Origin of the sequence: Erwinia sp. E_sp_B01_1, assembly GCF_036865545.1 — a bacterium.
Taxonomy (GTDB): Bacteria; Pseudomonadota; Gammaproteobacteria; order Enterobacterales; family Enterobacteriaceae; genus Erwinia.
Genome location: NZ_CP142208.1, coordinates 2,916,109 through 2,940,256 on the forward strand (window position 1 = coordinate 2,916,109; position 24,148 = coordinate 2,940,256).

Consider the following 24,148-nt stretch of genomic DNA (forward strand, 5'->3'; position numbering starts at 1 on the left):
TGGCCTTACCAGTTACCATAGGGATATGTTTTACCCTTAATAAAACCAGGAGTGTCACCGTAATATTTATATCCATCAGGGTGCCTGGTTATCCCTTTGCAAATATCCAGTTTATCTCCAGACACTGTTTTCATAACTGATGGCGTTACACGATAATTAGGCTCAAATCCTATGCCCTGTAGCCAGACAGCCACCTTTCATTCCGGTGCCAGACCAATTTGCAAGGTGTCATAGGCATTATTATACGGATCACTTTTCCCGCTGGGACTGCGCATCTTTTCCACAACGGCTGCGGATTAAGTGAGATGCGTTTCATACACCTTTTTATCAATGATGGAATCCCAGCAAAAAAGAATATGTTTAGGAGGACGCTCAACATGATTCCAGTAGCCTCCGGGGGGCGATCCTTGTCATTCCACTCACCGATAACTTTAGGCAGAGCGGGGGTACTGTTCAGCGTATTAAACCGATAAATCGTTCCGTCAGCATCCTGAACAACGGCAAACGTCACCAGCGCAGGTAGCGCCTTCGGCGTGAAAAAATCAAATTTCCACTCGGTGGCCACATCGCTTTTAGCGGCAACGGCATTGGGCTGACCGACACCGTTGCAGGCTGTCAGCGCCAGTACCGAAAGCAGCCCTGCCAGACGAGTTATTTCCATGTTTTATTCCCGTCCATATCGTAGACCGTCCGCTGCCAGCGCACGTCCGGTCGGTTGGTAAAGGTCACCAGCTTCGCCGGTTTGACCGCCCCGGTGACCATTCCCTGACCGTCCCGCACCACGCTGTTCGTTAAGGCTAAAAATTGACCACCAAGCCCCAGGAGAATCTTGGGAAGATCCTCCTGGGTTTAATAAGTTGCTTACCAACTACCGTAAGGATATTTTTTCCCTTTGATAAAATCTTTTATATCTTTTCCGTACTCATAGCCGTTAGAAAACCGCGTTATTCCTTTGCAAATATCCAGTTTATCTCCAGACACTGTTTTCATAACTGATGGCGTTACGCGATAACTAAGTTCCCCCTGGCTACCCCACTTAACCAGACAGCCACCTTTCCTTCCGGAGCCAGTCCAATTTGCACGGCATTGTGTGGATAATGTTCCCCATCAGGATTCTGCATTTTTTCCACAACGCTCTCAGGGAGGGTCAGGTGGGTTTCATACACCTTTTTATCTATCACCGAGTCCCAGCAAAAAAGAATATGCTTTGGGGCGCTATCAACGTGATTCCAGTGCCCGTTGAGGGCGCGAGCACTATCGTTCCATTCACCAATCACGCCATTCAGGGCCTTCGTGCTGTCGAGAGTATTAAAGCGATAAATCGTCCCATCAGTCCCCAGGACAACGGCAAACGTTACCACTGCGGGCAGTGCCTTAGGCGTGAAAAAATTAAATTTCCACTCGTTGGGCACATCGATTTTGACGGCAGCAGCGTCAGGCTGGACCGCACCGTGGCAGGCCGTCAGCGCCAGTACCGAAAGCAGCCCGTCCAGACGGGTTATTTCCATGTTTTATTCCCATCCATATCGTAGACCGTCCGCTGCCAGCGCACGTCCGGTCGGTTGGTAAAGGTCACCAGCTTCGCCGGTTTGACCGCCCCGGTGACCATTCCCTGACCGTCTCTTATCACGCTGTTCCAGTTGGCCGAGCAGTGCAGATAGCGTTCCGCCAGCGCATGGATTTCCGGGGTGGTGAATCCGGTAGCAGACTGACCGCTACGGATGGCACGACCCATCACTATCGCTTTTTCACACAGGCTGTTTAACTCAGATCGCAATGACAGATTGTCATCTTTAGGCTGTATAGGATCGAATACCACACCCGCATCCTGCGCCGCGTCGAGCATTACCCGCAGCACCACCTTCGACCAGTCGTTACGCGTCGGCCTGTCGATGATTAGCGCCGCGCCGCTGCGCTTTTGCAGCGTGCCGTAGCGGTCGGCGGGCATTCTGCCGTCATGCCAGGTATCCGCACTCACCGCCACCGCATTCAGCAGCGGCGATATCGCCGGATAACCATCCATCGCTTTAAGCTGCATGCAGGTCTGCCGGTAAATTCGCGTTTCCGTATCCGGGGTGGAAAGCGGCACGGTTTGAAACTGCGGTCGGGTCAGAAAACAGGCTTCATGCTCGTCAGGGTTGTAGCCGCCGCCAATATCAGAGTGTACACCGGGCAGCGCCAGCTCCGGCCACGCCGGTTTTACGCTGTTCAGCGCGAAGTTAAAACGGCACTCGTGCTGCGCGGTGATGTGGAAAACCTTCTCCGCAACGCCCGGGCGCAGCACCAGATTAACCTCGCCGGTGTCCGCACTGTGCGGGTTGAGGCCGTTAACCGGCGTTCCGATAGCGGCCACGGTGTCAAATATCCCCAGAAAGCGGGTTTTACCGCCGGGCGTACCGGAAAATTCAGTGCCAGCCAGTCCGCTCTTAATCGCCGCAATAATCGCGCTGTCCTGACTGAATACCCGGTTGGCAAAATGCCGCGCCGCCGCCGCGCCGCGACTGAACCCGAATATATCAAACTGCAATTCCCTGATAAGTCCGACATCTGTTTCGGATGGCCTGGCTAAATAGTCTTTGATAGCGGCAACCAGCGCGGTGACCGCCTTGTCGGTTTTTCTCACCACGCCGGTGTTACCCCGACCGGTGCCCATCCCGTAGGCGCTGTCACCTTCCCCGCTTTCCGTGCCGATCCCCTCAATATAAATCGCCTGCTGCCCTTGCGTTCCGTCATCGGGGAAATCGGTGGTATACAGCGTATTGAGCCAGTGCACGTTGGTGTAATAGCCGAGATAACTGCCGGCTGCGGTGCCGCTGTGACCCCGCTTTATCCGGGTGCATTGAATTAAAGCAGACTGAGCGTCTGCATCATTCATCCCAAAATGCTCACCGGTGCAGGCCTTTTGACGGTCTGCACTGTTATCCGCGTTGTTGCCGGTGCCGTCGAAAAATACGCCAATGGTCAGCGTGATCTCACGTTTCTTTTTCTTCGCCGCCTGCGCGTGCTGCTCCGGCTCGTCTTTATGCCGGGCGCTTTGCCCGAATTGTGTGGCATCTGCCGTAGGAACTGAAAGAGATCCTACAGCCTGGGTCGACTCTTTTTCATAGCTGTCCGTAATGGAAGGGATAAGCTGTGACCGACAGGGGCAGCCGCTGACGCTATCCAGCGACCCGGCCAGCGCACGCCCCTCGTCCCACATATCGTAAACGCCTCCATGAATTTCATAAGCCCCCGGATGTTTACCGCAGGATACCAGATCCCCCTCACGGGCACCGGCAACGCCATACCAGCTGAATGACTGATCGCCCGTCAGGATTTGACCACCACAGGTAGTTTTGTCACCAAGACGAAGAAAATATCCTGTTGCCATCGCCAGTATCCTTATTTTAAAAAGCCGTCAGAGGGAACTGTTCCTGCCCGGACTATTTTCCTGACCTTGCCCATTCCGGCGAATTGTTCAGTGGTGAAGGGTGACGATTCAAATGCCGACAGCATTTCTGGGGTAAGTTCGTGGGAGTACTGTATTTCCATATCAAATCCCTCTTTTCCTTGTGGGTTAAGTGCGTATAGTAACCAGAAGTAATCACTTAACCAAAATTTAATGCCGTCATCCGGACGCGCTCAGCTGCTTTCCCGTCTTCCTGAATTTAAGGGTAATCATCCTGTTCCCCATTTTTCCGGTCCCCGCCTGGTTATGGACATATTGATATGCCCGGCCATTATTCCTTTACGCTGGCAGAACAGCTGACAAAAGGGCATCTGAGGCCATTAAAAGTGGCGTCAGATCAGGACAATATTGCTCAACGTTAGTTTTTTTCACTGAGCGTCAGCCTCCGGTTAACGCGGAAAGCAAACATGATGCTGAACAATCCTGTAAATATTAACGCCATAATTTCCCTTGCCTTACCATGGTTTAGGCAGTAAGACCAAAAGCTACACCTGAGCATTAACGAAATTTCTGAGTTCGTTTTACCAAATGCCTGAAGAGGAATTATTATGCGTATGAAAGTTGTGCAGTAACGGCAGATGATGAAATGGCTGCTTCTTCACTTTCAATAAGGACGTCAACATAGCGGTGAGTATTTTATGCGGTTACAGAGCAGCATAGAAAAACCGGCCTTAAGCCGGTTCAGATAGAGAGTAGTGACAGCTGGAAGTGCCTTAATTGCTCTCCAGCGCCACCGAACGTTGTACGGTCCGGGAGGTCAGTGCAAAAATCGAAATCACGGTAAAGGTGGCGGTAATCAAGCCCAGGATCAGATAGGCCTGGTGAAAACCTACCGTGTCATACATGCGACCCACCCACACCGACAGCACCACGCCAGAAAGCTGTTTGGATAAGTTAAACCCAATCAGGAACAGCGTTGCCGACAGGCGCGGGTCAAACACGCTGGAGATATATTTGAAGGTACCCACCAGCAGGAACGGCAGTTCAAACATATGCAGTGTTTTCAGCAGGATAACTTCGTAACTGGTGGTGGCGAACGAGGAGCCAATAATGCGCGCGGACATGATGGCACCGGCGATCAGCAACGCATTTTTAGCGCCAATGCGGTTGATAATGAATGGGGCAAAAAACATGATCAACCCGTTCAGCAACTCGCCGCCGGTGGTGACATAGCCAAATATCTCGGTGCCCTTCTGAGGCGAAGAGAAGAAGCTTTTAAAGAAGTTGGCGAACTGCTGATCAAACACATCGTAAATACTGGCCACGCCAACAACATAGAGCATGAAGCCCCAGAAGCGCGGCATGGTCAGCAGCTCTGCGGCCATTTTCAGGGAAAAGCCACGCGAGTTTGCGCCCAGCTTATCTATGACCTGCGCCGTCTGACTGGCTTCGGGTTTAGATAAAAGCAGCAGCACTGCCAGCACCACGGCAAATCCGGAGGCGATCCAGAAAGTGATATTGGGATTGATGCTGAACAGCACGCCAGTCAGTGAAGCACAAATCGCCCAGCCCACGCAGCCTGAAACACGCACGCGGCCATATTCAAACCGGTTGGTGCGGCTGACCCGCTCGATATAGGCTTCCACGGCCCCCGATCCCCCGGAGAAGACGAACCCCAGATACATCCCGCCCGCTAAGGCGCCAAGATAAATATTGTATTGCAGCAACGGCGACAGCACGTAAATAAAGAAGGGTGCAAACAGGATCAGTAAAACGACGATGCTCCACAGCAGGTGTTTTCGCAGGCCGAGCTTGTCGGCCAGCAGGCCAAATACCGGTTGAAAGACAATGGAAAACAGGGCGATGGAAGAAAAGACAATGCCGGTATCTGTTTTGGTCAGATGATTAACGTCGGTCAGCCACACCGGGAAAAACGGGAAATAAGCCGACATGATGAAATAATAAAAAAAGAAGAACAGCATAAAATAGATAAAATTATGGCGTTCTCTTGGCGCGAGAAGAGCAAGTTTCATGGCATCACCTTGGGTATTGGGATACGGGGAGACGGCGTCTCCCCGGCGCATTATTGATGTGACAGGGTCAATTCGTAATGCCATTGGGTTTGTTGCAGCACCCATTTTTCATGAACACTTGGCGTCCAGGAATCATCACCGCCAATGCCCATGTGCAGGCCGTCCAGCGTCAGCCACACCCCCTCCTCCGGCTGCAACTCATGCCAGTGATCGGTTTCCATCAGTTGCTGAGTGCTGTAAGGCATCACCGAGAACGCGAAGTGACCTCCGACCTGCCAGCCGCCCCAGTTCAGCTCGCGCGTGCCGCCACGCAGGCCGTTTTCGGTGGGGAAGATGTAAGGGGTATGCATAGCGCTTAAAGGCTGACGCCAGCGTGAAAAACAGGCGCTGCTCTGGCGATCCGGGTAGTTCTCATGCGGCCCCAGCCCAAGCCACTCCACCTCGTCTGACTGGTTGCGTGCCTGGAACACCACGCCCACCCGGGGCAGAGGAGGAATGTTGCCCGCACGCTCGCCTTTCACGGTGAGATGCAGTTGACCCTGTGCGTCAAAGCGCATCTGCCATTCACTGATGATCAGCACGGAATCCTGGAACAGGTAATGCCAGCGGCTGTGGATCACCACTTCTTCATTCACCGTACTTGCCCGGCAGGAGATGCACTGGCTTTCCAGCTGGTACAACCCGGCACTTTTCCAGCGTTCAACCCACGCATTGGGATCGATGCGTTCTACTTCACTGACGCCAATGTCGTTGTCCAGCGGGGCGCGAACAAACTGATCGCGCAGCGGCGTCAGCATCTGTTCGCAGCCATCAACCTGCCACTGGCTGAGCTGGCCTGAATGACGATCGATCGTCCATTGCTGTTGTTGATGCTGCACGATAAAGGCCTGTTCCTGCACCACCAGCTCCGGCGCGCTGCCAGCAGCGGGGGCTTCAGGAAGTGCCAGGGCGCTCTGTAAGGAAAACTGTTGCCAGGCGACGCGATGCCCCGCGTCAGACCACGGGGTTTGATCAGGTTGCTCTACATGCAGCGTCAGCCAGATATCTCCGTTGCTGGCCGGAAGCGTGAGCGTCTCTGCCAGTGTCAGCACCACGTCACCCTGTGCGGCAATGTTCAGCGTTACTTCACCGCTGTGAAGCGGCTGACCGCCCTGCTCAATCTGCCAGTGCAGCCTTTCATTGTCGGTGGTGCGGAACAGGTATTCGCTGCTGATTTTTACGCGCAGCGGCTGCTGTTCAAGCAGGGAGAACTGGAAAAATTGCTGCGCGTGTTTAGCTTCGATCAGCGAAGGATGGGGCGTGCGATCGGGGAAGACCAGCCCGTTCAGGCAGAACTGACGATCGTTGGGTTTATCACCAAAATCGCCGCCGTAAGCCCAGCCGGTAGTGCCGTCGTCAAATTCTTTGGTCAGTGCCTGATCGGCCCAGTCCCAGATAAAACCGCCCTGCAGACGAGGATACTCACGGAATGCCTGCCAGTATTCATGGAAATTCCCCAGGCTGTTGCCCATGGCGTGAGCATACTCACACAGGATCAGCGGACGTTGTTCACCAGGCTGAGAAATCCACTTTTTAATGGCCCACTTGGGCACGGCCGGGATGGCTTGATCGCTGTCCACCCGCGCATACATCGGGCAGATAATATCCGTGGCTGCGGTATCCGCCCCGCCGCCTTCGTACTGTACGGGACGGCTGGGATCGCTGCTTTTGATCCAGCGATAGAGCGCATCGTGCGTTGCGCCGTGGCCTGATTCATTCCCCAGCGACCAGATAATAATGCTGGGGTGATTGCGATGGCACTGCACCATGCGCGTGACCCGGACTGAAAACGCGGCAAACCACTGAGGATCGTCAGAAAGCCGGTTCATCGGCACCATGCCGTGCGTTTCAATATTGGCCTCATCCACCACGTACAGGCCATAGCGGTTACACAGCTCATACCAGCGGGGATGATTAGGATAATGAGAGCAGCGTACCGCATTGAAGTTGTGCTGTTTCATCAGCCTGATATCTTCAATCATATCCTCTTCGGTCACCACCTGACCGCGTTCAGGATGGTGCTCATGGCGGTTGACGCCACGGATCAGTAAAGGCTTGCCGTTGAGTTTGAGCAATCCGTCCTGAATCTCAATGCGGCGGAAACCAGTGTCGTAAGCTTCCGCTTCGATCAGCTGTTCGTGCCGATCGTAAAGCGCGACCACTACCCGATAGCAGTGTGGATGCTCTGCACTCCATAACTGCGGAGTCGTGACGGGAAGCGAAAACGCCACGCGTTCGGCGTAGCTGCCGCGTTCGTCAATTGCCTGCGTCCCCAGCGGGCTACGGCAGGTCGCTATTTCCTGCTCGCCGTCCCACAGCGAAAGCGCCACGGTTAACCCTGCCAGGTTTTCTGCAGGCGCCGTGACTTTTACCAGCGCATTGATTGTGCCATCGCGGCAGAGCGCATCCAGTACCGGGGTGATCTGGACATCAGCAAGCTGGGTCAGCGGTTTATTCAGCAGCGTTACCGACCGGAAAATGCCGCTCATGCGCCACATATCCTGATCTTCCAGCCAGGTGCCGGCGCTCCAGCGCATCACCATTACGCACAGGCGGTTTTTACCGGGCTGAAGAAAATGGGTCAAATCAAACTCGGCGGGCAAACGGCTGTCTTGCGAATAGCCCACCCAGACACCGTTACACCACAAATAAAATGCCGAGTTCACGCCCTCGAAAATAACCCGCGTCTGACTCCCCTCAGGCCACTTTTCATCAAGCTCGAAAATCTGCGAATAGCAGCCGGTAGCGTTTTCTTCAGGAACCTGCGGCGGCACGGTATCAATGGGGTAACGCACGTTGGTGTAAATCGGCCGGTCGTATCCCGCCATTTGCCAGTTCCCCGGCACGCTTATCGCGCGGCTGTCGGGTAAATCCCCGTTCAGCCATTCAGGATTGACCGCTTCCGGACGCGTGGCGTAGCTGAATTGCCACTCACCATCCAGCGACAGGGTTTGTGCGGATGCCCGGTTTTCACGCGCGGAAACTTCATCACGCCAGCTGAAAAAGCGCGGATGGGCTTCCAGCCGGTTGACCTGAGTAACCGAGGGGTCCTGCCAGTCCTGACGGGCGATAACATCTTTAAACGCGATTTTGCCTGTGGCAGAGAGGGGGAATGTCATGGGCATCCTTAAATTTGTTTAGCGCTATACATTTTAACAATAATTAATACTGCCGCCTTTACAGAAGCAATGTGGCGATGCTGATAACATGCTCTTAATCACAGAATTAAAATCACAACGGTTGTGTTTGTCGCGCCCACGACACAGAATGTTAGCGTTAAACAAAAATAATTCAGGATCGGATATGAAACAGCGACTGGCAACGTTAGGGGATGTGGCGAAAGAAGCGAACGTCTCGCAGCAAACCGTTTCGAGGGTGCTCAATACGCCGGACAGGGTTTCCCCGCGCACAAGAACCAAAGTGATGAAAGCGATGAACGGGCTGAATTACGTGCCCAACCGTTCAGCGCAGTTGCTGGCCGGTAAAATGCTGCCTGCGCTGGGCCTGATCACCGCTTCGCTCCAGTTTCATGCGCCTTCGCAGATTGCCTCTGCGGTGAAAAGCCATGCCGCAGCGGTAGGGTTTCAGGTCACTATCGCCATGCTGCAGGCGTCAGATAAAGACACCCTGCAGGCGGCACTCAACGAGTTTCGTGCGCAACGCGTGGGCAGCGTGATCGTGAGTATGCCAGTGGAGGCAGAGGTTGCGGAGCAACTGGTGGCGGATAATGCGGATATTCACTGCCTGTTTCTTGATGTACCACCAGAAAGCCGCGTCTCTCATCTGGGCTTTGATCATCGCGATGGCACCCGGTTAAGCGTTTCGCACTTATTTGCGCTGGGCCACCGTCATTTTGCTTTGCTCGCCGGGCCTGAGAACGCTATTTCAGCACGGCTGAGATTACAGAGCTGGCGTGAGGCCCTGCTGCATTTCAACATCACCCATGTCCCTGTTGCACATGGTGACTGGAGTGCGCATCAGGGTTGGGAAAAAACCCTTGAGCTGTTCCGTGCCAATCCTGAAATCAGTGCGGTGCTGGTAGCCAACGATCAAATGGCGTTAGGCGTACTGAGCGCTCTGAATCAGCTCAACAGAAAGGTACCGGAGACAGTCTCGGTGATTGGTTATGACGACACGCCAGACAGCCAGTATTTTCAGCCCGCGCTGACCACCGTGGCCCAGGATTTTGATCTGTTGGGCAGGCAGGCGGTATCAGCCCTGATTGAGATGACGGAACGACCTGAAAAACCGCTGCTGGAACTCTTACCCACGCAATTGAAAATTCGCCAGTCCACGGCAAAGTTCAGTGAAACCCCCGGGCGGGAACTGCTGATAACGCAATTAAAAACGCTGGTACAGCAGTTATAAAACGCTTCCGAGCGGGCGGACTACCCAATTAGCTGGCACAGGAAAACCTGGAGTTAATTATTCTCTGGCCCTGCCGGTAAAATAACCGTTTATAAAATTACCCCTTTATTTTTTGCGGGAACCCGTGGCGTACCGATAAAAATGCGCGGGGAATCACAAAATAGAGCTAAAGAAGTCAGGTGCTGAACAGGAGACAATTGCAGAATGCATTCTGGGTGAAAATTAAATATAACCCCATGAATTTAATAATAATCCCTGTAAATTCCTTGATCATCTAATGTGATTCACTTCACATAAATAACCCTGCCGCCCCCCTTGTCAACGATCCTGCTCATTAAATTCGTCATAAAAGTGTGACATCCGTTGCAACTCAAAAATCCCATCGCCGGAAGAATGGTAGTCAGACGCACAGCTTAAAGGGTTGTCACAATGAGAATTGGAATAGCAATTAGCGGTGGTGATGTTACCGGCATTAATAATTTCATTTATCAGGTTTCGCGTTTAACGCAATCCACCATGATTCTGTTTAACGGGGGCATTCCGGGTTTAATGGAAAATAATCATCAGGAGATAGCACAGCGCGACCTGGTGGATTATGCCGTTGCCTCTATTCCGATCATGCAATCCGGAAGGACAACGAGAAAATTAATCCGCCCGGAATATGAAGTTATTGTCAAAAATCTAAAAGCGCTGCGCATTGATGTCTTGATCATGGCGGGCGGCGACGGTTCACTGCAATTTTTACATACGCTCAGCGAATTTGGCGTGAATTGTTTTGGCGTCGGCATGACGATAGATAACGATGTTTACGGCAGTGATTATACCATCGGGTTTTCTACCGCCTGCGAACAAGTTCTGAAAGAAGTGGCGAAAATAAGAAATACCGGACGCGCATTAACGGGCCGGGTTTTTATGGTGGAATTACTCGGTGGGTATTGTGGTGAGCTGACGCTGCAATCGGCGATTAAATCCAATGCTGATTTCGCCCTGATACCGGAGTGCCAGATAGCCCCGCAGGAGCTGGCGGCGCGTATCACACAGCGTCTGGCTGAACAGAACAGCGTGGTGATCCTGTGTTCAGAAGGTTACACCCGTGAATATTCACCGGGCTTCCAGGGCGCAATTGACACCCTGATTAAACAAATTGAACCTTTAATCGGCGTGCGTATTCGTAAAACGATTATGGGTTATGGCCTGCGTAATGGTGAACCCACCTGTGAAGAAATTTATCAGGGCACCATTATGGCCAGTGAAGTTGCACGTTGTATTCAATCGGGCATGCGTAATAAAGCCATTATTATTAATGGCAGCAATAAACCGATCCCGATTGATTTAATAAGCATGAAAAAACGCCTGGTTGATACCGAAGGGCACCATTACAAACTCGCTAAACAATTGCATATTCTGTGAGGAAATAACCATGCTGAAAATATTATGTGTCTGTGGATGTGGTCTGGGTTCAAGCTTCGCAATTGAAATGACGGCTAAATCAGTATTAAAGAAGCTGGAAATCGAAGCAGATATCGATCACACCACAATTTCTGAAGCCAACGCCTTTAAGTCAGACATGATTTTAACGCAAAAATCCTTTGCGGATGTATTAAATGCGGATGCCAGCCCGGAACAGATTAAAAGGGTGATTATTCTCAACAGGCTGACCGATAAGGCCGAAATTGAAGAGAAAATCGTGGCGTTTATGAAAGAACGAAACATGAAGGTTGCTCATCATGAATAGTGTTTTCAACTTCCTGGTAAAAGACTTATTAGGACAGGCCTCTATCCTGATCGCCTTTATTGCCCTGATTGGTCTGCTGCTGCAAAAAAATCCACAGGAAAGGTGGTGGAAGGCACCTTTAAGACCCTGCTGGGCTTCTTGATTATGATGGCCGGCATCAACATCATCGTTGGCGCCCTCACCTTCCTTAACACCATTTTTACCCACGGCTTTGGCATGAAAGGATACATCACCGATGTGGCCGCCATTGCCGGGTTAGCGAACCGCGAGCTGGGTTCAGAAGTGGCGTTGACCCTGTTGGTGATCTTTATCGTCAACATCATCATCGCGCGTCTGACACCGTTTAAATACATCTTCCTCACCGGTCAGGCGCTGTTATGGATGGCGACCATTGGTGCGGTGATTGGCTACAAAGCGGGGCTGACAGGCTTACCTCTGATCCTTACCGGCGGCATCTTTGGCGGCATCATGGCGGTAGTGATGCCCGCGCTGGCGCAGCCCGTGGTGCGCCGTATCACAGATTCTGACGACGTCGCGCTGGGCCACTTCTGCACCATTGGCTATCTGCTGACGGCGGCAGTGGCGAAAGTGGTCGGCAAAGGTTCCCGCTCTACCGAAGATCTGAAACTGCCGGACAACTTCAAGTTCCTGCAGGACACCTACCTGTCAATGGCGGTGGTTATGGTGCCGATGTACCTGATCCCGGCAGTTGCCGCCGGCCCGCAGTTTATCGCCCAGTACAGCAATGGCATGAACTACCTGATGTATGCCTTTATGCAGTCGGTTCAGTTCGTCGCCGGTGTCTTTGTGCTTTATAGCGGCGTGCGTCTGCTGCTTAACGAACTGGTGCCTGCCTTCCGGGGTATCGCCATGCGTCTGGTCCCGGATGCTAAACCGGCTCTCGACTGCCCGATCATGTTCCCTTACGCACCCAACGCCGTGATCGTCGGCTTCCTTGCCACCACGCTCGGCTCTGTTGTCGGCATGCTGGTCTTCCCGATGTTTGGTCTGGCGATGATCCTGCCGGGTCTGCTGACCAACTTCTTTGCGGGCGGCACAGCTGGCGTGTTCGGTAATGCGCTTGGTGGCCGTCGCGGTGCGGTGATTGGCGGCTTCGTTCACGGGCTGTTTATCACTTTCCTGCCGGCCATTCTGGTACCGATGCTGGAGAGCTACGGCTTCACCGGCGTGACATTCAGTGATTCCGACGTGATCAGTACCGGCCTGGTACTGGGCCATGCCTTCCAGAATAACTGGCTGTTCGTTGCCCTGTTTATTGCCTTTATCACCCTGCTCGCCTGGTTTGTTAACGGAAAATCCACTAAACCCCATGAGGAAAAACTCCATGAAACTTTATAACTTTACCGATCTGTTACAGGTGGCTAAAGAACGTGAATTTAAAGCTCTCGGTTCCTTTAATTTACATTGCCTGGAAATGTTACCCGCATTTTTCACCGCAGCGGAGAAAACCAATAGTCCGTTAATGATTCAGATCTCCACCGGCACGGCAAAATATCTCGGCCATAAATTATTAGTCGATGCTATTTGCTCACTCTCAGAGAGCCGTAATGTGCCAACTTGTTTACATCTGGATCACTGTTCAGATCTGGCGGCGATTCAGACTGCACTGGATGCCGGGTTCAGCTCGATTATGTATGACGGCTCGCACTTACCGATTGAAGAAAATATTGCTAATACCCGCCGGGTGATTGATATGGCGCGTCCGCTGCACGTCTCTGTGGAAGCTGAACTGGGCGCGATTGGCGGCTCAGAAGATGGCAAAGAAGTGGAAATGAGCGAAGCGGCCTTTACCACCGTGGACGATGCGAAACGCTTCGTCCAGGAGACAGGCGTGGATATGCTGGCAATCTCTATCGGCACGGTACACGGCTTGTATACGGGTAAAGCCATCATTCAGCATCAGCGTCTGGCGGATATTACCGACGCCACCAAAACGCCGCTGGTGTTGCATGGCGGAACCGGTGTCAGCGATGAAGATATGCGCCTGGCCGTGCGCAGCGGGATCGAAAAGGTGAACGTCGGCACTGAAATGAACGTGCAATGGGTGGCAAACTGTAAGCAGACCTTTGAGAAAGGCAAAGTGAATGACAGCGTGCGCAACTTCCTTGTACCGGCCAATGATGCCGTCACCAGTGTGCTGGTCGAAAAGATTCAACTGTTCCGCTAACTCTTTATCACTTATGACGTAATAACCTGAAGAGCCCTCGCGCCATTCGGGGCAGGAGACGCTATGTTTGGATTCTTTAAAAAGGGCTCGGAGAATAAGAGCCAGGATTCGCAGGAAACAGATCTTCAGGCAGAAACGATCAGCGGAAAAATAAGCGAGCTGGAGCAGCAGCTCGCTTCCAATCCGCAGGCGGTTAATACGCAAAAACAATTAATGCTGGAATATAACCGCGCATTAAATATCTTTGCTAAAAGCCGTCGCTTCCGTCAGGAAATTGACCCGCTGTTTGTCAAAATTGATGAACTGCGTAATACCATCCGCAAATCGATTTAAGGAGGCAGTATGAGTATTAAAAAACTCCTGCAGGAGGCGAATGCGATTCAGGTGGGAATTACAGCCGGGGACTGGCGTGAAGTGATCGCTCTGGCTGCCCTTCCGTTGGTGAGCGGGGGTTACATCAACCCTTCCTATCCGGAAGCCGTTATCGCTAACACGCTGACGCACGGTGCCTACTATGTGTTTGAAGAAGGGATTGCCATTCCGCACGCCCGCCCGGAAGCGGGCGTGTTGAAAGATTGCTTTAGCATGGTGCTGCTGGATGAGCCAATATCCTTTGACGGCAGTGACAAAGCCGACATTGTGATTATGTTTGGCGCTCGCGACAGCAATGCGCATATAGAAGAAGGCATCCGCGCAATTGTGACACTTCTGGAGGATGAGGAGACGCTGGTCCGCCTGCGCAAGGCCAGCAGTGCTGCGGAGGTATTAGCAATCCTATGACCCTTAATCCTGAAGAAAAATGCGTGGTGCTGGTCAACGGCATCCCCGCTTCCGGTAAAAGCACGCTCACGCGCGCAGTGGCTGAGCAGTCTGGCTTCCCGGTGTTAACGCTGGATAGCCTGAAGGAGCCGTTTATGGCCAGCTTCGCGCCGGTGGATCGTCTGCGCAATCGCCAGTTGGGGTGCGCAGCCTATCAGGCCATCTGGAAGGTGGTGGCTCAGGCACCAACGCGCTGTGTCTATATCATTGATGCCTGGTTTGGTTTCCAGCCGAAGGAGGTTTTGCAACAGGGATTACAGCAGGCGGGAGTGACGCAGGTGCTGGAGTTGTGGCTCTCCATTACTCCGGATGAAGCGGTAGCGCGCTATCAGTCGCGGTTGTCGCAACGTCTGCCGGGCCATCCCGGCGCGGAATATCTGCCGGAATTACGCAAGCTGGCTGAAACCGCACAGCCGATGGCGATCGGTCCGGTGCTGCAACTGGATGCCTGTGACCCGAATGTTACTGCCGCAAACGCCTGGCTTCAGCGGCAATTGCGTTTGCCGGTATTGGCTGAACAAGGAGAGCAAAGTCTTCTGTAGCTCGCCTGGGGCCGGTCGGTGTAAAGTACCGCCTCAACTACTGAGGCGACCTTATTTCCTATGTCTACATTTGACTGGCAACGATTTTTTCTTAATGACCTTCCGGTCTCCTTCCTGGGCGAAGTCGCCGTCAGGGTGCTTATCGCCTATGTGATTGTGTTCAGTTTTTTAAAGATATCCGGACGGCGCGGCATACGTCAGCTCTCCCTGTTTGAACTGGTGATCATACTGACTTTGGGTTCAGCCTCTGGCGACGTAACCTTCTATGAGGATGTGCCGGTTCTGCCGGTGGCGATGGTCTTTATTGTCCTGTTAGCGCTTTACCGCCTGACCACCTGGCTAACGTCACGCAGTCCCCGCTTTTCAAGGTTAATTGAAGGCGATGTGGTGACGCTGATTAAAAATGGCGTCTATGAAATCGAAAGCCTCGACAGACATAACATTTCCGAGAATGAGTTCTTTATGGAGCTTCGACAAAATGGCGTTGAGCATATCGGGCAGGTCCGGTTAGCCATTCTTGAAATTGATGGTCAGATAAGCCTCTATTTCTATGACCGCGAAGACGTTAAGCCCGGCCTCTCTATTTTGCCACCGGCGCACCGCGAAGTTTTTCGCCATATTCCCGGAGCGGGCTTATACGCCTGTACGCACTGCGGATTAACGCTGCATTTCGATCATGAGCAGGACCCCTGCTGCCCGCGATGCAAAAAAGAGTTGTGGTCTGTTGCATTGCGGACGCACCGGGCTGCTGGTTGAAGCGTTGTTATAGCTTTTCAGCTGCGCAGAGGTTCAGGGACGTCCGTTATATCCATCCCAGTAAACTGCAGTAGCGCCATTCCGCAGAATCAGGGTCCTTTTTTCCGGTTGCTCAGCACTGTATTGTTGGGTAATAAACGTACTTTTTTGCGCATCGGAATTGAAAGGCCCCTGATGCGAACTGCCCGGCTGGTCATTAGCTTGCGGCTCTCCGCCGAATTCCCGGACCCGCTGTTGCGCCTGTTCCAGGGTCAGCCCGGCTTCGCGATCCTTTTTCCCCAGTTCGTAGAACTGGCTTAGAAACTTCGCTGTCAGCCTGATATTGTCTGCGGTCAGAGGGCGGGTATTGGGATCAAAATGGAGCTTGTCGATTTGAGAAGATACATGCCGCGCATTAACGGCTACGCTGGTTTGCGGACCGGCACACGCCGTCAGAAGTAAAGCTGCTGCCAAAATCGTGGCAGGATTAATTTTTAAATACATGTGTTTATGTCCCTATAAAATAATTTCGCCAGACTATACTCCCGTGTCCGGACCTTAGTAAATACCCTTAAAATAAGACTTCAGTGGATTTTTGCTATGAATATGAGCGTTATTTTAAAGTGCATTCAGCATCAGTGCATCCACTTCTTTATAATGCTTTATATAATACTCACCGGTCAGAAGACAGAATCTGTAAGGAACTGCCTCAATTTAGCAGCAAGCTCATCTGGCGCTTCTTCTGCCATGTGATGGCCGCTATTTATGGTGCCACTGCGTACATCATCTGCCCAGTTTTTCCAGATAGCGGGAATATCAGCATACAACTCCCCTAAATCATCCTGTTCAGACCATAAACAGAGTACAGGGCAGGCTATTTTTCGGTTATTCCTGCGATCTTCTTCTTCATGAAGACGGTCTGTACATAGCCCCGCACGATAGTCTTCCAGCATGGTATGAACCGTTTCAGGATCGTGGATAGCACGCCGAAAATCCTCATACTCCTCGTTTCCCATTGTAGCGGGCTGCCCTCCATACCAGGCATCAGGATCGGCCAGAATAGCCCGTTCCGGTTTTTCTGGCTGTGCGAAGAAAAACCAGTGATACCACTGCCGTGCGAATCGCTCATTGCAGCGTTCAAGCGCTTCAAGAATTGGAACACAATCAAGCACGGCCAGCCGCGTGATCCTTTCAGGATAATCCAGAGCTGCGCGGTAAGCCGTATAACTTCCCCGGTCATGACCAACAATGGCAAAGCGTTCAAATCCCAAAAAACTCATGAGTTCTGTGCAATCTTTAGCCTTGGCCCGCTTGGAGGAATTGGCGTGATCTGGCAGGTCTTCTGGCTTAGAGGACTGACCAAAACCCCGAAGATCGGGGCAAACGACGGTGAATTCTTTAGCAAGAATGGGGGCAACTTTTGACCAGGTTGCATGTGTCCGGGGATGTCCATGCAGCAGCAGTACCGGCGGGCCATTACCGCCATAACGGACATTCAAAACGGCATCTGAAAGTGTGATTTTTCGCTGTAAAAATCCTTCAAACATGTTTTCCCCCCGCCCTGTCGCAAGCCTGAAATATAGCCTGGTTTGATGAATTCGTCCTCAGAGCGGTAAGACCCTGCCCTCCCTTCATTGCTGCTTTTGCCTGTGAATTTATAATCCCTTTTTATCAGGCTTATACAAATGACTGCTGCAATGAAATCAAACCAGCTTCAGACGATGCAGAACCTGGCGGATTTTATTACGGGCTTCGCCATCCGGCATGGTGAGAGGAAGAGGAAGGCAGGTCTCTGCTGCCAGGCCAAGGGTGGCAGCGGCAGCAGCCATAACCCGCAGGCTGCCATATTGCCGGAATAAATCCCAGAGAGGCTCAAGTGCCAGCGAATAACTGGCACCTTCATCGCTCATCCCATTCAAAGCTTTATGTGTAATGTTCATGGCTGCCTGCGGGAAAAGGCCCCCTGTAACTGAAAACCAGGTATCGCACCCGGCATTGATTGCTGGAGCTGCAAAAGCATCGCCACTGATACCCAGAGATACACGCTCCGGAAGTGCTGCCCTTAACTTTCTGATGCGCTTCAGATAGCTTTCTTTGTCCGGATAGCCGCCCGAAAGTTTGATGGAGCCTGTGGCAGGCAACTGAGCAAGCCTGATGAGTAGCTCATCGCTAAAATTGAAATGCGTGGTCCCCGGATTTTCATAAACGCACAAAGGCACGGATACGGACTGTGCTACGGTTTGATAAAGCGAGAAAACTTCCTCGTCCGTGAGTTTTTGGTAAGAGACTGGCGCAAGAAGCAGAGCCTTAGCACCAGCGTTTTGAGCATCTTCTGCAGCGTACAGCACGTCACGGGTGCGCAGTGCGCCAATACTGGTCATCACAGGTACGGATCCTGTAACTTCAGTAGCAAGCCTAATCAACCTTGCACGCTCTTCTCGGGGCAAATAAGCATAATTGCCTGTAGAGCCCAGAACACATATCGAGTCTACATTTGCGCTTACCAGACGAGTGATCAGTTGCAGATAAGCTCGATCATCCGTCCCGGATTCATCCATCGGGGTCAGCGGGAAAGCACACAAACCTTTAAACATAGTATTTCCTTAATTTCATGGGATGATGCTTTTGCCAATACTACTCTTCAGAAAAGGAAGTCCTTGAATGCAAATTAGCATTAAAACTCCCCTTATCTATTCAATTCCGTTAAGCAAATGTTCCAGTACTAATGTCTGGCTAAAAATGGAATCAGCCCAGCCAACCGGATCTTTCAAGCTCCGTAGCGCAGGCCACATCTGTAGTTTCTACGCCAGTAAAGGGGCAGGTGGTTTTATCAGCTCTTCGGGAGGAAATGCGGGCATTGCTGTTGCTCATAGCGGTAGAAAGCTTGGCCTGCCGGTAACGGTTGTTGTGCCGGAAACTACTTCTGTCAGGGCCAGGCAACTTATCGAACAGGAAGGTGCAGAACTGATAGTTCATGGAAAGGTATGGAGCGACGCCAACGAGTATGCGCTGTCCCTGGCGACTGATAAAATCGTCTACATTCATCCCTTTGACAATCCGCTGCTGTGGGAAGGGATTAGTACGATAATAGATGAAGTGATCAGTGAAGAGCTGATTCCTGATGCAGTGATCCTGTCAGTGGGTGGTGGCAGTCTGGTGTCTGGCATAATTCAGGGGCTGGAGAAACATCAGCTCAGCCATATTCCGGTCTATGCCGTAGAAACTCATGGCACTGCATCATTCAATGCCTCCATTACTGCCGGTAAACTGGTGCGCCTGGATAAAGTCAGTGGTATCGCCACCACTCTGGCTGCCAGTCAGGTTTGCAAAAACGCCTTTGAGGTTGCCAGCCGTCTGAATGTTAACAGTATGGTGGTTTCTGATTTGGAGGCCATAAATGCCTGTCGGGCGTTCCTGGACGATCACCGTATACTTACCGAGCCCGCATGTGGTGTGTCGTTGTCACTGTTATATGACCGCAAAGTCCGGTTCAAACCTGAGGATAATGTCCTGGTAATAGTGTGTGGCGGGGCTTCAGTTACCCTGGAAACCCTGATGGATTTCAGCGTCACCAGCATATAAACGCGTGCCGGTAATATTGGGCATATTAGTGACTTCAGCCTGAGAATACCCGGGCATGATCACTCAGACATATCTGCGGGCTGTCCGGCGGCTACGCTGCTGCATCCAGCTTACGTCTCAGTCAGCGGGGGCCACAGCCGGGCCGTATGGTTCAGCGTCACTATCCATACCGTGTCGTGTTCTTCATCGGTTTCATAGACCAGCCGGTAGTGCTCGTGCGGTATCAGCTCACGCGTTCCGGCTATTTTTCCCTCCACGCCCATCTGCGGATGCTCTCCCAGCAGGGCTGCGGCTTCGCTGAACCGTTCGTCCATCGCCATCGCTGCCATCGGGTTTCTTTCTGCCAGGTAATCCCATATTGCATTACGGTCAGCGAGCGCTTCCTGCGCCCAGCGCACGTTCACGTCTTACCTGCCAGTTTTGCACGGCGTGCGGCGAACTGCGCTTCAACCTCATCGTTGCTCAGGCTCTTTCCTGCCCGTATGTCCTGACGCCCTTTTTCCACCTTCTGCGCCAGGTACGTATCGTAAGCCTGCTTTTCTTCCTCACGCCGGATGTACTCGCGCATCAGCTCACGCAGCACCTGTGATGCCGGACGGTGCGCGGCTTTTGCTGCGGCGATGAACCCCTCTCGCAGGGCACTTTCCAGCTTCATCGTAAACACCGCTTCTTTCGGCATACTCTTTTCCTCGTGTCGTTCAGGTAATGACAGAGTATATACGTTTTCATTACTTTTCTGCCTCCTGCTTTTCTTCTTTCTGCTCCGTCGGGTGCGTCCTGGTATGAACCGCCTGCAACGCCTGGATGCTTACCTGCGTATAGATTTGCGTGCTCTCCACGCTCCGATGACCCAGCATTGCCAGGAACAGCGCCTTACTTTCCGGGTTCACCTGCAAAGTGGACGCTGCATTTCAGGTCGTCCAGTTCTCTCTGTGGAATGCGGGCCATGTCACAACTCCTGTCACCGATAAAACCTGTCAATAGGGTTTCAGTAAAAATAACTAAGCAAAATGCACTACAGTAAGTGGAGTTTAGAACAGAGAGATGTAAAGCAGGAGGTAGATAATGGTCATCACGTCACGGACATCATCCAGATCGGTCAGCGTCTGTCGGGCAGACGGCAAAGAGGGAACAGCTACGGCTGAAGAAGAGGCATAACCGGTGAGCTCACGCAGCCGCAGCACCGCTTTGGGCAGGGAGAAGCCTTCCGTTTTCATCATCCAGTCAACCACCGATCCTTTCGCCATGCAGCCGAAGAAGTGGGACAGGTTCTTTTCCGGTGAGATCACACCGGACGGCGTTTTCTCCTGATGGAACGGACACAGCAGCACAACGTCACGGCCCTGCTGTCGCAGCTGATACCCCTGCGATTCAGCCAGTGTGCCAGGGTGGACGCTGCGTTTCAGGTCGTCCAGTTCTCTCTGTGGAATGCGGGCCATGTCACAACTCCTGTCACCGGTAAAACCAGCCCACTGAGTTTCAGTAAAACAACTCGACAAATATATACTACAGTAAGTAGTATTTACAACAGAGAGATGTAAAACAGGAGGTAGATTATGGTCATTAAGTCACGGACAACTACGGTAAAAATGACGATGGCCGCTCCTGTTACCAGTGAAGAACAGATATTTATGGCTGCGCTGGGTAAGCGCATGAATGAACTCCGCAAGGCATCCGGCCTGACTCAGGCACAGATGGCACTGGCGCTTAATGTTTCACAACAGGCCATTCAGTCCTGGGAAGCAGGCAGACGACGGATACAGATATCCGTACTGCCCGCTGTGGCGAAGCTACTGTCGGTTTCTCTGGAAGGTTTGCTGGGGGAAGAGACACATCGCACCCCGCGCAAGCGCGGCCCGGCATCCCGGCTGGAACAGCAGATTGAAATTATCAGCCAGCTCCCGAAGGCCCGGCAGAAGATGGTTTCGGAGATGCTGGATGCGGTGATTGCACAGGCACGGCAGCAGGAGATGGGCAGTTAAACGAAAGGGTTTTTAGCGCGGGATGAAGGTGCTACCAACACCGACAACCCGCTGACCACAGGCAACTAAGAAGGAGTTGATCATGGCTGGGCAGGATAGTAAGCCAGAAGTGTGTATTTCCAAAGCGTTACGGCAGCTGAAGGTGGGATATACCAGCATCCGTCACGAAAAACGCGCCACCGGCATGGCCACGTATTACAGCCGCTGCCCCAGCATCAGCCTCAAGGGCAACTGGCAGGAAGAGGCGGGGTTTTGCACCGGGCAACCGGTTAAGGTGACGGTGGAGCGCGGGCAACTGATAATCCGGCTGGCTGAGGATTAATCCACTGACGTATAAAGCAAAATCCCAACCGCAAGGGTTGGGATCTTTTACTATTTTAGCGTTGATAAATAGACCAGTTTTTTAGCGATCTTATGATCCAAATCGCTATCACCATCTAAGAGCATATGCTCTGTTACCAGCCAGTGTAGATAATAATAAATATCTTCTGCTTTCTTACCTGAACGAAGCATTTCGTAGATTGGCTGCACATATGCATCATACTCATCATCTGCTTCAGCGATATCTTTTACACCAATAGGATCCCAATCATGCAATAAAACAGCCCTAATCTGCTCGTATAAAACAAGATCACTCATTTTGTCGGTTTCCCTGGAATTACGGTCACAACATCACCTGTATTAGAGTTAATGATCACCCGAATATTGTTAGTGGCATCATAATACCCCGTAGTACCAGAATTCGTCGGGTAGATTGTTCCTGATTTAATTGTATTTTCTACTGTAGAAGGAGGGACTACGCGGCCCTGCATACGATCAACAGCGTGAGCTGAATAAGTTCGATCACCAATGACTGCGGGCGAATTAGAACCTTTGGTATTCATTGGATTACCACTTCTTCCTGTCGGATTGTATATACCACCGCCGCCAGCCTTGCTCAGCTCACCATCTGCATCGATAACTCCCGGTTTCAGGAAGCCCGGACGCATATCGTAAATCGGGAGTTTATCCTTCTTACCCAGCGCATTATTCTCAACCGCATTCTTCCCGGCTGTCGATCCGGCCCCAACTCCCCCTGAAGAATCTGAAGTAATTCCCCCCACCATTCCAGCCGCAATCTGGCTGAGGGCGCTGACAATCTGTTTCTGGTCTTCCGTCAGGTCGTTTGCACTGGTGCCGGGGTACAGGGAAGCCACAATGGCCCGCGCCGCCAGCTCTCCGCCTGCCGCTCCGGCGGCACCCGCTGCGGCGCTGCTACCGGATATCTGCGCCAGCACCGCGCCCGCCACTGCGTGCGCCATGGTATTCGCCATCAGGTTGATATGTTCAGAACCGTCGGCGTTGTACGTTGTCGTCGCTTTCTTGATAGCGTTGGCGACATACGGCGCCATCGCACCGCCTGCCGCTGCGCCCAGGTTATTCGCGCTCAGGCCCCCAGTGCCCCAGCCACGGCACTGGCGACCATCGAGTAAGTACCGCCCGTGCCCCATAAATCAGCCACCGCTTTATAACCGGGGTCGCTTTGCACGTGCGCGCTGAACTCATCCTTCGACAGGCTGGCGTATTCAGGGTGTTCTTTCAGCAGGCGGTCTGAGGTTTCCTTCTCCACCGCACTGAGCCTGTAAGCTTTTACGTCATTAACAACGTTCCCTGCCAGTTCCTGCACGCCCTGGGCAAACGCCATCTGATTTTCGACCTTCTCCCTGTCGAAAATCTTGTCAATGTGCCCGTTGGCGTTTTCCGTATCATGACTGAGCGTTGCCACCTCCTGGGTCTGATGTGTTGCGTCGCGCACCGTAATTGTACCGTCCGCCACAGCAGACTGCGTGGTGCCGGACGCGCTGTCATGCATGTTCACCATCGTCGGAAGCGCGCCGCCGCCGAACTGATGCCCCGCACCCAGGCTGCTGTCATAGCCGCCGCTGATGCCGACAGAAGTGCTGCTGGCGCTGTAGGAAGCATGATTATCAATGTTGTCCCAGCCAAGCGTACCGGTGGAAAGCGCGTTACTGGCTGCATTTGCCGTTGAGGCGATCACCGCGCCATTGAGCTGCGTGTGATTACCTACGAAGATGTCATAGCCACCGTCACCGGCAAACAGACCGCCCTGGTCGCCAACACTGGCGTACTCACTGTTGACCTTGCTCTTGCTCAGACTCAACCCGAACGAGCCATTCATAGTGCCAAAGGTAAAGCTGAAACCGCCGCTGGCCTGAATTCCAATGCCAGTCTCTTTGCCAACTGACACATGTATCCCACCGCACCAGCCAGACGACTTGTTGCTACTCTGCTGCTGATTATTGGTAGCGGCCTGCAGGTTAAGATCTTGCTCTGCTGCAAGCGTGACGTTTTTGCCACTGCTTCACTGTTAGCGTTTCCAAAGCGTTACGGCAGCTGAAGATGGGATATACCAGCATCCGTCACGAAAAACGCACCACCGGCAGAACCATGTATTACAGCCTCTGCCCCGGCATCAGCCTGAAGGGCAACTGACTGGAAGAGGCGGGATTTGAGACCGACACGCCGGTTGAAGTCAGGGTGATGGACGGTTGTCTGGTGATCACCGCGAAGCCAAAGCTACCGCAGATCCCCCTGAGCCGCGAGATGCTGAACCGCACCGAAGCCCTGCCCGATAAGGCACAGCAGGAACTTTGTACGCTGATCGATGCGCTGTTGATCCGCGAAGGGCTGGAGCAGATTGCAGCCGGTTGAGAAGTGATCGGATCGGCAGGTAAAA

The 24,148-nt window shown here is 52.5% G+C and carries 25 protein-coding genes and 4 pseudogenes; 13 read left to right on the forward strand and 16 right to left on the reverse strand.

The window, feature by feature from the left end; all coding sequences use genetic code 11:
- Positions 1-5 precede the first annotated feature (5 nt).
- The 5 genes and pseudogenes from VRC33_RS13820 to VRC33_RS13840 all read right to left on the reverse strand — a co-directional run bounded on the left by VRC33_RS13820 (position 6) and on the right by VRC33_RS13840 (position 8,579).
- A pseudogene (locus tag VRC33_RS13820) lies at positions 6-661 on the reverse strand (DUF2931 family protein).
- A 340-nt stretch (positions 662-1,001) separates the two neighbouring features.
- The gene (locus VRC33_RS13825; RefSeq protein ID WP_338556750.1) at positions 1,002-1,508 is read right to left on the reverse strand and encodes a DUF2931 family protein; all 507 of its coding nucleotides are present in this window, start codon (positions 1,506-1,508) and stop codon (positions 1,002-1,004) included.
- Complete coding sequence (locus VRC33_RS13830; protein WP_338556752.1) at positions 1,499-3,370, reverse strand: DUF2235 domain-containing protein; 1,872 nt, start codon at positions 3,368-3,370, stop codon at positions 1,499-1,501. Before VRC33_RS13830 ends, VRC33_RS13825 begins: the two co-directional genes overlap by 10 nt.
- Before the next feature lie 791 nt (positions 3,371-4,161).
- Positions 4,162-5,421, reverse strand: a complete 1,260-nt coding sequence (locus VRC33_RS13835; RefSeq protein ID WP_338556754.1) for an oligosaccharide MFS transporter — start codon at positions 5,419-5,421, stop codon at positions 4,162-4,164.
- A 50-nt stretch (positions 5,422-5,471) separates the two neighbouring features.
- Complete coding sequence (locus VRC33_RS13840; RefSeq protein ID WP_338556756.1) at positions 5,472-8,579, reverse strand: beta-galactosidase; 3,108 nt, start codon at positions 8,577-8,579, stop codon at positions 5,472-5,474.
- A gap of 184 nt (positions 8,580-8,763) precedes the next feature.
- On the opposite strand from VRC33_RS13840, the gene VRC33_RS13845 reads away from it, so the two are divergent.
- The 9 genes and pseudogenes from VRC33_RS13845 to VRC33_RS13885 all read left to right on the forward strand — a co-directional run bounded on the left by VRC33_RS13845 (position 8,764) and on the right by VRC33_RS13885 (position 15,868).
- Complete coding sequence (locus tag VRC33_RS13845) at positions 8,764-9,828, forward strand: LacI family DNA-binding transcriptional regulator (protein ID WP_338556758.1); 1,065 nt, start codon at positions 8,764-8,766, stop codon at positions 9,826-9,828.
- 429 nt (positions 9,829-10,257) lie between these two features.
- A complete protein-coding gene (locus VRC33_RS13850) occupies positions 10,258-11,238 on the forward strand; it encodes a 6-phosphofructokinase (RefSeq protein WP_338556760.1) in 981 nt (326 codons plus the stop codon).
- Between the two features lie 10 nt (positions 11,239-11,248).
- The gene (locus VRC33_RS13855) at positions 11,249-11,563 is read left to right on the forward strand and encodes a PTS sugar transporter subunit IIB (RefSeq protein WP_338556762.1); all 315 of its coding nucleotides are present in this window, start codon (positions 11,249-11,251) and stop codon (positions 11,561-11,563) included.
- Positions 11,556-12,922, forward strand: a pseudogene (locus tag VRC33_RS13860) (PTS sugar transporter subunit IIC). Before VRC33_RS13855 ends, VRC33_RS13860 begins: the two are co-directional and overlap by 8 nt.
- Entirely contained in the window at positions 12,909-13,751 is an 843-nt protein-coding gene (locus VRC33_RS13865; RefSeq protein ID WP_338556764.1) for a class II fructose-bisphosphate aldolase, read from the forward strand. The pseudogene VRC33_RS13860 and the gene VRC33_RS13865 overlap by 14 nt, the downstream one beginning before the upstream one ends.
- A 63-nt stretch (positions 13,752-13,814) precedes the next feature.
- Positions 13,815-14,084: a hypothetical protein gene (locus VRC33_RS13870; RefSeq protein ID WP_338556766.1), complete on the forward strand. Its 270-nt coding sequence runs from the start codon at positions 13,815-13,817 to the stop codon at positions 14,082-14,084.
- A 9-nt stretch (positions 14,085-14,093) separates the two neighbouring features.
- Positions 14,094-14,531, forward strand: a complete 438-nt coding sequence (locus VRC33_RS13875; protein WP_338556767.1) for a PTS sugar transporter subunit IIA — start codon at positions 14,094-14,096, stop codon at positions 14,529-14,531.
- A complete protein-coding gene (locus tag VRC33_RS13880; protein ID WP_338556769.1) occupies positions 14,528-15,112 on the forward strand; it encodes a glucokinase in 585 nt (194 codons plus the stop codon). The genes VRC33_RS13875 and VRC33_RS13880 overlap by 4 nt, the downstream gene beginning before the upstream one ends.
- A 60-nt stretch (positions 15,113-15,172) precedes the next feature.
- Positions 15,173-15,868 (forward strand): DUF421 domain-containing protein, encoded by a 696-nt coding sequence (locus tag VRC33_RS13885; protein ID WP_338556771.1) that lies wholly within the window; start codon positions 15,173-15,175, stop codon positions 15,866-15,868.
- 33 nt (positions 15,869-15,901) lie between these two features.
- Here VRC33_RS13885 and VRC33_RS13890 read toward each other — a convergent pair whose 3' ends face one another.
- The 3 genes from VRC33_RS13890 to VRC33_RS13900 form a co-directional block, all read right to left on the reverse strand.
- Entirely contained in the window at positions 15,902-16,351 is a 450-nt protein-coding gene (locus VRC33_RS13890; protein WP_338556773.1) for an Exc2 family lipoprotein, read from the reverse strand.
- Between the two features lie 176 nt (positions 16,352-16,527).
- On the reverse strand, positions 16,528-17,394 hold the full coding sequence (locus VRC33_RS13895; protein WP_338556774.1) for an alpha/beta hydrolase: 867 nt from the start codon (positions 17,392-17,394) through the stop codon (positions 16,528-16,530).
- Positions 17,395-17,550: 156 nt separating this feature from the next.
- Positions 17,551-18,441 (reverse strand): dihydrodipicolinate synthase family protein, encoded by an 891-nt coding sequence (locus VRC33_RS13900; RefSeq protein WP_338556776.1) that lies wholly within the window; start codon positions 18,439-18,441, stop codon positions 17,551-17,553.
- Positions 18,442-18,508: 67 nt separating this feature from the next.
- Here VRC33_RS13900 and VRC33_RS13905 point away from each other — a divergent pair, with 67 nt between their 5' ends.
- Complete coding sequence (locus VRC33_RS13905) at positions 18,509-19,429, forward strand: pyridoxal-phosphate dependent enzyme (RefSeq protein WP_338556778.1); 921 nt, start codon at positions 18,509-18,511, stop codon at positions 19,427-19,429.
- A gap of 110 nt (positions 19,430-19,539) precedes the next feature.
- Here VRC33_RS13905 and VRC33_RS13910 read toward each other — a convergent pair whose 3' ends face one another.
- The 4 genes and pseudogenes from VRC33_RS13910 to VRC33_RS13925 form a co-directional block, all read right to left on the reverse strand.
- Positions 19,540-19,833 (reverse strand): type II toxin-antitoxin system RelE/ParE family toxin, encoded by a 294-nt coding sequence (locus VRC33_RS13910; protein ID WP_338556780.1) that lies wholly within the window; start codon positions 19,831-19,833, stop codon positions 19,540-19,542.
- Positions 19,830-20,108, reverse strand: coding sequence for an antitoxin of toxin-antitoxin stability system (locus VRC33_RS13915; RefSeq protein WP_338556782.1), 279 nt, complete (start codon positions 20,106-20,108; stop codon positions 19,830-19,832). Before VRC33_RS13915 ends, VRC33_RS13910 begins: the two co-directional genes overlap by 4 nt.
- Positions 20,109-20,157: 49 nt before the next feature.
- Positions 20,158-20,289, reverse strand: a pseudogene (locus tag VRC33_RS13920) (recombinase XerC); the annotation flags it as partial.
- A gap of 171 nt (positions 20,290-20,460) precedes the next feature.
- Positions 20,461-20,868: a CHC2 zinc finger domain-containing protein gene (locus tag VRC33_RS13925; protein WP_338556784.1), complete on the reverse strand. Its 408-nt coding sequence runs from the start codon at positions 20,866-20,868 to the stop codon at positions 20,461-20,463.
- A 117-nt stretch (positions 20,869-20,985) separates the two neighbouring features.
- Between VRC33_RS13925 and VRC33_RS13930 the strand changes: the two genes are divergently transcribed.
- Both VRC33_RS13930 and VRC33_RS13935 read left to right on the forward strand, forming a co-directional pair.
- Complete coding sequence (locus tag VRC33_RS13930; protein ID WP_338556786.1) at positions 20,986-21,411, forward strand: helix-turn-helix domain-containing protein; 426 nt, start codon at positions 20,986-20,988, stop codon at positions 21,409-21,411.
- 82 nt (positions 21,412-21,493) lie between these two features.
- Complete coding sequence (locus VRC33_RS13935) at positions 21,494-21,733, forward strand: SymE family type I addiction module toxin (protein ID WP_338556788.1); 240 nt, start codon at positions 21,494-21,496, stop codon at positions 21,731-21,733.
- Between the two features lie 50 nt (positions 21,734-21,783).
- On the opposite strand, the gene VRC33_RS13940 is transcribed toward VRC33_RS13935, so the two are convergent.
- The 4 genes and pseudogenes from VRC33_RS13940 to VRC33_RS13955 form a co-directional block, all read right to left on the reverse strand.
- Positions 21,784-22,050, reverse strand: a complete 267-nt coding sequence (locus tag VRC33_RS13940; protein WP_338556790.1) for a hypothetical protein — start codon at positions 22,048-22,050, stop codon at positions 21,784-21,786.
- Positions 22,047-22,802 carry a VENN motif pre-toxin domain-containing protein gene (locus tag VRC33_RS13945; RefSeq protein WP_338556792.1) on the reverse strand — a complete coding sequence of 252 codons (756 nt, stop codon included), beginning with the start codon at positions 22,800-22,802 and terminating at the stop codon, positions 22,047-22,049. Before VRC33_RS13945 ends, VRC33_RS13940 begins: the two co-directional genes overlap by 4 nt.
- A 35-nt stretch (positions 22,803-22,837) precedes the next feature.
- Complete coding sequence (locus VRC33_RS13950; RefSeq protein WP_338556794.1) at positions 22,838-23,659, reverse strand: hypothetical protein; 822 nt, start codon at positions 23,657-23,659, stop codon at positions 22,838-22,840.
- Between the two features lie 12 nt (positions 23,660-23,671).
- Positions 23,672-23,728, reverse strand: a pseudogene (locus VRC33_RS13955) (hypothetical protein); the annotation flags it as partial.
- A 176-nt stretch (positions 23,729-23,904) separates the two neighbouring features.
- On the opposite strand from VRC33_RS13955, the gene VRC33_RS13960 reads away from it, so the two are divergent.
- Complete coding sequence (locus VRC33_RS13960) at positions 23,905-24,123, forward strand: SymE family type I addiction module toxin (RefSeq protein WP_338577005.1); 219 nt, start codon at positions 23,905-23,907, stop codon at positions 24,121-24,123.
- The last annotated feature ends 25 nt before the right edge of the window (positions 24,124-24,148 follow it).